The following is an 8,557-nucleotide window of genomic DNA, read 5'->3' on the forward strand; positions in this document are numbered from 1 at the left end:
TATCGCCGGCACCATTCCTGAACGCATGATGCACACCTGGATACTGGACAATCAGCCCAGTGAAAAATTGTTGTGGAGCATGAAGCACGGGGCGGTGGATACGCTGGCCTTTAATCCAATACCGCAGGCGGTGCTGCCGATGGCGGAGTTGTATGCCAATCGCTCCTTCCACTTCGACAAGCCCATTGAATCCCTGGGAGATCAGCGCAAGCTACCCCAAAACCGGCACAACAGCTTTACCAGCGATACCATGGTGTCCCTGGGACAGTTGGTGGGCTGGTCCCCAAAACAGATGGAGCACTTCTGGACAGGCTACACCGGGACCATGGGGGCCTACGCGCTATCGGCCACCGATATGCTGGTGGCCTGGGCACAGGACAAGCCTAATCAAGGGGAGTTTCTGGCCACCGATATTCCGGTACTCAAGAGTTTTTATCGTGGCACCAAGCCACATTACAGTACCCAATATATCGACGACCTTTATAAGCGACTGCAGGAGGTGAATCAGCTGGCCGCCAGTCTCAAGACTTTGCGGGGGGAGGAGAGAGCAGAGTTTGTGACAGAGCACCGCGACAAATTGTCTCAGCGTCGCACACTCAACCAAGTCAGCCGGCGCCTTAGCGACTTACGTAAGCGACGCGAGCGTATTTTAGCGGAGGATATTCCACGTAAGGCCAAGCAGCTAAAACTGGATGCGATTCAAAAGCGGATCAATGCGATGGCAGCCAAAACTTCGCAAAGGTCTGAGGCGGCTTTTTAGGGGCCATACTGTTTGTCTATTATTGTGATCATGGCAACCGCCGAGGACACCGTCGACCTGATTGTGGAAAAAGCCCGCTTTAAAGACGAATGCGTCCACCGGGCCCTGCGCCTGAAAACGGTGCTGGATGCACTGTGATTTCCAAGTTTAAATATGCCGTGTGTATTTGCCTGTCATAATTATGACACTAGTATTGTTTTTGTCCTATTTGTCGATAAGATCGATAAGTGTATTGCTTATCAGGCAGATCATATAGGCATTCCAAATAATCGAATAAATAAGAAGAGGAGACATAGAGAGAGCTCTAAGCGCCGTAAATATTTTCAGGAAGAAATGAAATAAACCAATATTATTGAAGTTTATTGTTCAATAACAGTGAAAGGAACTCATCAATGAAAAATTTGCTGATCTATACTTTTTTATTCTTAATAGCTTTTTTTCATACCGCATGTGTTTATGATCCGGAGAGTGGAGAGAATATATATCTGGAGGAGAAGAAAACATTTACAGGTTTGTCAGTGAACCCTGGTGCCACCATTGAATTGTATGTTTTCAATAAAAATAGGAACTGGTGGGGTAAGAGAGCTCAGACGGTATCAAGTACCAATCCCCAAACTTGGTTTAATAACCGTACGCACTACATATGGAATTTGGAGTTTGCCTTAGAAACTATCCCCAATTGGCGGTGTTTTCTTGACGCCGATTGTATTGTCATTGACGGTAAGGACTATACAGTGAGGTTCCAATTCAGAGAAGTTGGATCTGACGTAGCTTACTTGTACACATACGGCCCAGGGGGGTTAAGCTGTTGGTATGATAAGTACTATAATGCTGGCCAAGATATGTACGATGCCTATGGAGCCTGCGCTCCAGACAACTATGAAGAAATTATTCTTAATTATCGGGGATCACTAGGTGATATTTAATTTCCTGTAGCAGAAAGCTTCGTTACAAAATAGCGCGGAGAAGTTTTTATTTGCGCTACCGAGCTTCACTTATTATTGGTGTCGAAGTAGATTTCGGCGTTTTATTATTCAGAGAAAAGAGCATCATCCACCCAAGTCGAATGCGCCCGCCTGCGCATCGTCTACAGGATCTGTATGGGCGGTATCAGCTGTTCTAATAGAGTCGGACGGCAATTCCGGTTCACTTTTATCAACGGTATTGTATCGCCACTTTGAAAATTTTCTATGTCCAATACTTTTGTATTGGACATAAGATCTCATGGTCGCCTTGCTCAGAGTGGTTGACTGCTTTGGATGAAAGGCTGAACTTCGTTTTACGGGCAGCCTGCGTCGAACTCTGCCTGGATAATATTGGCATCCGCTTCAGTCAGGATGCCGTCGCCATTGAGGTCGGCCCTGAGATTACTTTCATTGTAATCATTGAGGAAGAGACTGATATCGAAGAAATCGGCTGAACCATCTTGGTTATAGTCAGCGAGCGAACGGATTGGTTCGATATACACTGTGCTGTCGACATTGTCGTCGTTTACATCGCTAATCATAAAGGTTATAGCACTCCGCCCTGACGGAATACTGAAAATCGCACGAATCAGGGGTGTGGCCGAACGAATCTCTACCCCGTCAAGCTCAGTCTCTCGGATATCTGCGAAGTTTATAGGGTTGACTATAACCGCGTCGACCGGTATACGGTCCACAAAAATGGCAAAAACATCTGTATACCCGGAAGCATTGAATTCGTCCCACTCGTCCGATCCATACGCGAACTCAACGACCACACGCTGCGCGCTGCATGAATCGACAGTTACATCCAATTGGGAAGCATCATAAAACGAGATTCCTGTCGGATCTTTCGGGTACGCGGCGCGGAGTAGGTTGTCCTGCGCCGCTGTGGCCAGGGTATTGTAGCGGTAGGCATTATTGTAAAAGTCGTTAGGCCCGCTCTCATACTCCTTGACATCGCCTGTGCTTAAGATTACGCCGCTCTCGGCCAAGTCATAATTGTTCAGGATCTGTACTTCTCCCGTGGTGGCATTAATGACGTTTTGTGCAGTATACAAGCCTGACGAGGCCACTGGATCGGCCGTCAGAAATGTACCGACACCAGTCACGAAAGTTAGACGCGGGTCGTTGGAGGGTACGAGTCTTTGTGCGAGCATTATCGCATCCGTATTACGGGAAACCTTGATTCCGCCGAACGCGATCTGTGCGGTGACATTGGTACCGAATCCAGGCAAAAATATAAGCGCTGCAATTATTATTTTTATTTTCATAATGAGTCTCCTAGGGTACTAAGTGTGGCGCAAGCCGATAAATTTGGCAGCACCGGACTTGATACTTCTCAAGAGGAATATCTAACGGCCATTACTGTATCTTCAATGACACTTATTGATATGCCTTCTTCTACGAGTTACAACCATGTAAATTTCATTTAGACAGTTAATCTATCTAGCTATTAAAAATGTATCGATCGCATCACCCCTCCTTGGTTTGATATTTATTATTATTAATTTTGCTAACTAGTACACTTATACTATTTAAGCAGAAATAAGAATCCTTGGCAATGGTGCTTAAGCTTAAGAAATATTTAAATTTTGGATTGTATTTATTTTTAAAAATAAATCGTGAAAGTAAATCATAAATTTTCTACCTTACCCCATTTGCGTGAATAAATCAGAAAATTAATAGTTCAATTAACTCTTATATAAATATAAAAATTACATTGAGTTGTGTGTCAGCCTCCTCTAAGAAGTGATATTCGTTATGGATGACGCTATTACTGATCATATCGTCGATTTACTTGTAGACAAAAATGTGCGTGAAGTGCGGATACGTAGCTCATGGGCCGTAGCTGAAAAGCTGTACTAGATGTAGTTCAAATTTTTCTAGTCGCCTTGTTTCGAACAACTGCAGTTATTATTCGAATCTATTCCATGAGTTACCTGGCGTATTAACCATGCCCGTAGTTTGTTTGATTTTACGCCAGTAATTATTTTCTACGTATTGATCTTAACTATTAGAGAGAATATTCTTTTTTGTGCTTGCCAATATTTTTGAGGATTTTGTTATCTTAATAATTTGGGTGATGCTTTTGGGTTTGTTGTTAAGAAATATAAAGTTTAAATAATGGATTATTAAATATGAAAGAAGTTATTCTGGGATTTTTTACTGCATTTCTGGTTGTTTTCAGCTTAAGTCAATCTATACCTACTATTGCTCAAAGTGAGAACTTAGGTTGTGGTGTCGATGCGCCACGTGAGTTCCCATATGTAATGCATGCTAAGCGTGTACGCTACTGCCGCAGTAGCACATTTCTTTGCAATGACAAACATCAAGACGACATGCCAGAGTGGGAACAGAATGGAGTGTCTGACCAAGATCAGAAACGGACTATAATAGCTACTTATAACGCTCCTCCTGTTAGTCAAGTTGATACATTGGTTTACTTATCAGCGGGAACGATTTATGATTATGATGATGCCATAAAAGCTTCCAATATTGGCACATGTGAAAATTGGTCTACAGAACTTTTTGACCATTCCAGGTATACACTGGCGGACAGAAGAATCCCTGTACTACCTAATTCCATTCCGCATAAGATCGCGACAGAAGGTGATTTTAATATGTCGCGTACATTTATAGCTATTGCTATGAATCCACAGTATTACCTCAGCGCAAATAGCTCTACACGAACGCGGATTATCGAAGCACACTATCAATGGCTTAAGAAAAAATTCTATCGTAGCAATTTAAAGTTTATTTATTTGGCAGGTCACCGTCGCGGTGGCGCATTGGTGACTCACTTGGCTGCCAAATTTAAGTTATACTCTCCAGAAATTCCAGTTCTAGTACACCTGTATGACCCCCATGCTTCTTGGGGTGAATTTGGTGTAAGCAGTACTGGGCCTAACATAGATAATCCACTTACTGGAAATACTTCACGATATGGTCGGAAGTCATATCTTGAAAGTCTGGATTTTGGGGGTTCACAAATGAAAAACCTATTGTTTATCGATAATTCTGTCTCAGGTGATTCCCCGCAACCTTTTGTTGAATTAGATACAAACAATCAGGCTGTCGGAACAATTGGTAATTGGTACCGGCAAAACTGGACTTCTAGAAGTAGTCTAGATTTAGTGGATTCTAACACGGATTTAATTTATTCTGAATTGGTTGAAGTTTATAATGATTTTTACGAAATAGCTCAGCAAAGCAGTCCTCCTGAAGCAAGGTGCAGAATTACACCTTCCTTTGTTCAAGGCTCAGTAGCCAATGTGAGCTTCCAGGATAACGGATCATATAGTAGAAGTGGTTCAAGTTTACAATCTTATCAGTGGAACTTATCAAATGGGCAAAGCTTTAGTGGCCAAGGACCATTTTCAACTACTTTTTATATGCCGTATCAAGAATATCTCTTCACGCACACTGCTCGTTTGACTGTGACTGATGGATATGGGAATACTGACTATATGACTTGTTCCGTAACGTTACAAGATCCTGATAATGGCGAATGCCTAAGCCCACCTTGTCCAATTCTCGAACCCGCAGATTAAAATTTAGGATTGAACCCCTAACTAATTAATTTATGTATATTTTACATGATAAGTTTTGATATGTAAGAAAAGTAGTAGCATATCCGGAAAATGGCAGTTGTCAATTTATTGGCAACTGTCTTCATTAGGAGAAGTGCCATGCAAGTATACATAGGTGTAAAGACCGGGCAGGAGATAAAAATCAAGCCAGATTAAAGCATGCAGGTACAGTTTTATATAAAAACGGGCCAGGCAGATCAATTCACTATAAGAACCAGGAGCAATATTATTACTCGTTATATTTCAAGTCGAGAAATTTGACAGTAAATTTGGCGGTGAATGTTATTTCATAAATCGTAAATAGTAAATCAATAGTAATTTTTTTGACACAATAAATAACTGATGATACGGTGATTTCACTCGCTCTCCTTCGCGAGTGAGAGGCATTGTTAAAATATTAATTAATAAAAGGAATTAAGAAATGAATAAATTATCAATGTTCATCATGGTATCTATATTTTCTTTATTTTCGATTACTGCAATGGCAACATATGAGTCAGTTACCCCTGAATACAATAATATTGTTATTGAAGCCCCAATCGGTACTTATTTCAGTCCTATCTCCGGTGGTGGATCCTGCATAGAGTATATCTGTGAAGGCGCTTACACTTGTGGTGGTCATCTTTCTGGATCAACATACTGCCCTAGTTCGTGGACGTTTACCTATCCTGGACGCTCAGGAGGTTACCCACACAGTTCTTGTGAAGGTGGTTGGGGGGTCAATCCCATCTACTCTGAGCGTACTGGTAAGCTTATAGCCTTTCAGTGTCTCATATTCTAAGGGATTATAGTTAGGCCCCGTTTCGGCGGGGCTGTCATTCTTTCTTCTCTCTCCTCAAGGTGTACTTCATGGGCGCCACGGAGCAGGGTGACGGCGAATTGTTTGGCTTTTCGTGCCAGCTCCTTTTCAGCCTGGCACTTGCCACGTAACTCCGGGGTGTCTACCCCTTTGATTCTGACGCCAATGCGCTTGCCGACTATATCGGGCCATCCTGGGACATTGGCGGTGAAGGAGTCACCGTCATAGATGGAGACTACCTCTACGGGTCGAGCGAGGACCAGAGTAGGGAGGAAGAGAAGGGCAAGGATCAGAGTTCTCATCGGTCAAAGGAGGCTTATGGTTTCCCGGTACTCTCGATTGTGGTTGTAGGATTTTCATACAGATGATTGGCTAGTATTTTGCCCGATGATCACAAGTTGAGCCAGTCTTCTCTACCTCAGGCATTGTTCTATAAGGTTACTGATTGAATGTACAGTCCTGGTGGGGGGTAACTGCTACTCTATATAGACCCTGCAAGGGGTAAATTACTGTCTTTATATCCAGGAGTTACCCCTCAAAAACCAAGTTACTTATTGATTTCATTAGTGTTATCTGAGGCTTGTGGCTCCTGAGGTCGCGGGTTCGATCCCCGTCAGCCACCCCAATATTCCCCATCTAAATCAAAGACTTACGAATTCTCTTCATCAGAAGACACCTTGTCTTTCTCGTCTGGGTGCCAAACCGTGGTGCCAATTCTGGCTTTATTCAGTGTGACTACTTGGTCAGGAGTGCGATTGTAGTGCTCTGCCATGGACCTTGTTTTGTGGCCTGAGAAGCGCTGAGTATCACCTTCAAAGTCAGAAATGGATTTGATCTTGAGATCATGGAACCGGAATCGTTTCTTGATTACGTCGCTTTCCAGAGCTGCGCGTTGCTCTCTTTGCCAAACAGCGTTGAACCCAGTGCGGGTGTAGCCTCGGCCGGTACGACCTCGAAGTATGTGGGAGGTCTGTACTTTGGCGTGAGTGTTCGTTGAAAGAGCCAGATCAATCGCCTCCCTTAGACGGGGCGACCACAGTTTGATTTGCTGCTTCCCGGTCTTAGCCTGAATGATTAATAAACCTTCCTCTCGTATATGATTTTTGGAGAGGGCGAGAACATCTTGTTGGCGCGCAGCACATAGGTAGGCTATCTCCATGGCACACTGGTGCATGGTATGTCCTTTGATACCTAGAAATTTCCAAAAAGCCTCATACTCCCAGTCCTCAACGTAGCGGCCTCCGGGACTCTCTGGCATCGGCTTAACCGCATCGCAGGGGTTGCTGATATTCACCAGCCCCCGACTTTTCCCCCAGGTCATTACAATTCCAAGAAATGTCTTCTCGCGATTGGCCGCAGTGGGATGTTTTGACCCACGAGCATCCATAAACATTTGAATAAGAGGGGAGGTAATTGCATCTGGGTCCATAGCGCCAAATACTTGGCGGATACGCTTACTGTAGCGATCATAGTCCCGCTGGGTGCTGGGCTTTATGTGCTGGGTGTACTGTGGAGACGCGAAATAGAAATCTATCAAGTCATTAACAGTAGAGTCAGTGGCTTGTTGATTGGTTTGCCAGCGTTCATACGCTGCCCATACTTCAGATCGACTGGCATCACTATCGGCCAAGTGTTTAATGGTGTATCCACGTCGGCGTACTCGGTAACCTCGCGGGTACCGGACTACATAGGGGGGCATCCAATTATTTTCGGGCTTCCTGCGTCTTCCCATTAGCTCATAGTCTCCAGGTTGAAGCCAGCGGGGAACCTTTTATCGTTTGACCGTGTGGCCAATTTGGCTTGATTGACCATGGTCCAGGTAACAACCGGCGTACCATTTTTGCGTCGTACAAAAGGAATCCGATTCTCCTCAAGTACAAGCTTTTGAAGGTCTGGGGAAGTAGCACCAGTCAATCTGCACAATTGCGCGTCTGTTAGTATCTCGCTCATCGTTCTATCCTGTAAACACTGGCATGATTAAATCTGCGTCTACCTTCCAACTAACCACGGTAAGGGTTGCTTGGGTGTTGGATTCACCACAGTCCTATGGCCGCTTCGGTACCACTGCATACACTGCTGTTCAGGCTCATGCTGCCACCCTCTCCCGCTTTGCCACACCACAATTCGCCCGCACCAGGGCGCGAGCCACAGCTGGGCTGACACTGTTCCCACACATGCGGGTCTGCGCGGTCTTTGATAGGGGCTTGCCCTCGTGAGTGGCGTCTATGATGTAATTCTCGGGAAAGTCCTGGGCGCGGTAGAGTTCACGCGGGGCCAGCATCCGCATCCCAATATCCACGATGCGGTAAGGCTCGCCGTGAATTGTCACCAGGCCAAACCGGGCTTTGCTGGTAACTGTGTGCAGAGGATCATTTAGGTTTGCACCTACTGCCGTGCCGAAATATTTCACAAGGAAAGCGCGCACCTCGCCGAAGTGCCCACC

Annotated in this window: 8 protein-coding genes; 4 read left to right on the forward strand and 4 right to left on the reverse strand. The window is 44.7% G+C overall.

All coding sequences use genetic code 11. The features are described 5' to 3' along the window. The 3 genes from ABVT36_RS18340 to ABVT36_RS18350 form a co-directional block, all read left to right on the forward strand. A partial coding sequence (locus ABVT36_RS18340) for an LPD38 domain-containing protein (protein ID WP_368457856.1) occupies positions 1 to 760 on the forward strand: 760 nt, incomplete at its 5' end. Positions 761 to 772: 12 nt separating this feature from the next. Continuing rightward, entirely contained in the window at positions 773 to 898 is a 126-nt protein-coding gene (locus tag ABVT36_RS18345; protein ID WP_368457857.1) for a hypothetical protein, read from the forward strand. 254 nt (positions 899 to 1,152) lie between these two features. Then, positions 1,153 to 1,686 (forward strand): hypothetical protein, encoded by a 534-nt coding sequence (locus tag ABVT36_RS18350; protein WP_368457858.1) that lies wholly within the window; start codon positions 1,153 to 1,155, stop codon positions 1,684 to 1,686. Between the two features lie 353 nt (positions 1,687 to 2,039). On the opposite strand, the gene ABVT36_RS18355 is transcribed toward ABVT36_RS18350, so the two are convergent. Then, positions 2,040 to 2,996 carry a choice-of-anchor L domain-containing protein gene (locus ABVT36_RS18355; protein ID WP_368457859.1) on the reverse strand — a complete coding sequence of 319 codons (957 nt, stop codon included), beginning with the start codon at positions 2,994 to 2,996 and terminating at the stop codon, positions 2,040 to 2,042. Positions 2,997 to 3,863: 867 nt separating this feature from the next. Here ABVT36_RS18355 and ABVT36_RS18360 point away from each other — a divergent pair. After that, the gene (locus ABVT36_RS18360) at positions 3,864 to 5,276 is read left to right on the forward strand and encodes a hypothetical protein (RefSeq protein ID WP_368457860.1); all 1,413 of its coding nucleotides are present in this window, start codon (positions 3,864 to 3,866) and stop codon (positions 5,274 to 5,276) included. Positions 5,277 to 6,763: 1,487 nt separating this feature from the next. Here the strand turns inward: ABVT36_RS18360 and ABVT36_RS18365 are convergent. The 3 genes from ABVT36_RS18365 to ABVT36_RS18375 all read right to left on the reverse strand — a co-directional run. Beyond that, positions 6,764 to 7,744, reverse strand: coding sequence for a tyrosine-type recombinase/integrase (locus ABVT36_RS18365; RefSeq protein WP_368457861.1), 981 nt, complete (start codon positions 7,742 to 7,744; stop codon positions 6,764 to 6,766). A 101-nt stretch (positions 7,745 to 7,845) separates the two neighbouring features. After that, positions 7,846 to 8,064: a DUF4224 domain-containing protein gene (locus ABVT36_RS18370; RefSeq protein ID WP_368457862.1), complete on the reverse strand. Its 219-nt coding sequence runs from the start codon at positions 8,062 to 8,064 to the stop codon at positions 7,846 to 7,848. 136 nt (positions 8,065 to 8,200) lie between these two features. Next, a partial coding sequence (locus tag ABVT36_RS18375; protein WP_368457863.1) for a DNA cytosine methyltransferase occupies positions 8,201 to 8,557 on the reverse strand: 357 nt, incomplete at its 5' end.

The sequence above is a fragment of the Microbulbifer sp. TYP-18 genome, from assembly GCF_040932045.1.
In the GTDB taxonomy this organism is placed as follows: domain Bacteria; phylum Pseudomonadota; class Gammaproteobacteria; order Pseudomonadales; family Cellvibrionaceae; genus Microbulbifer.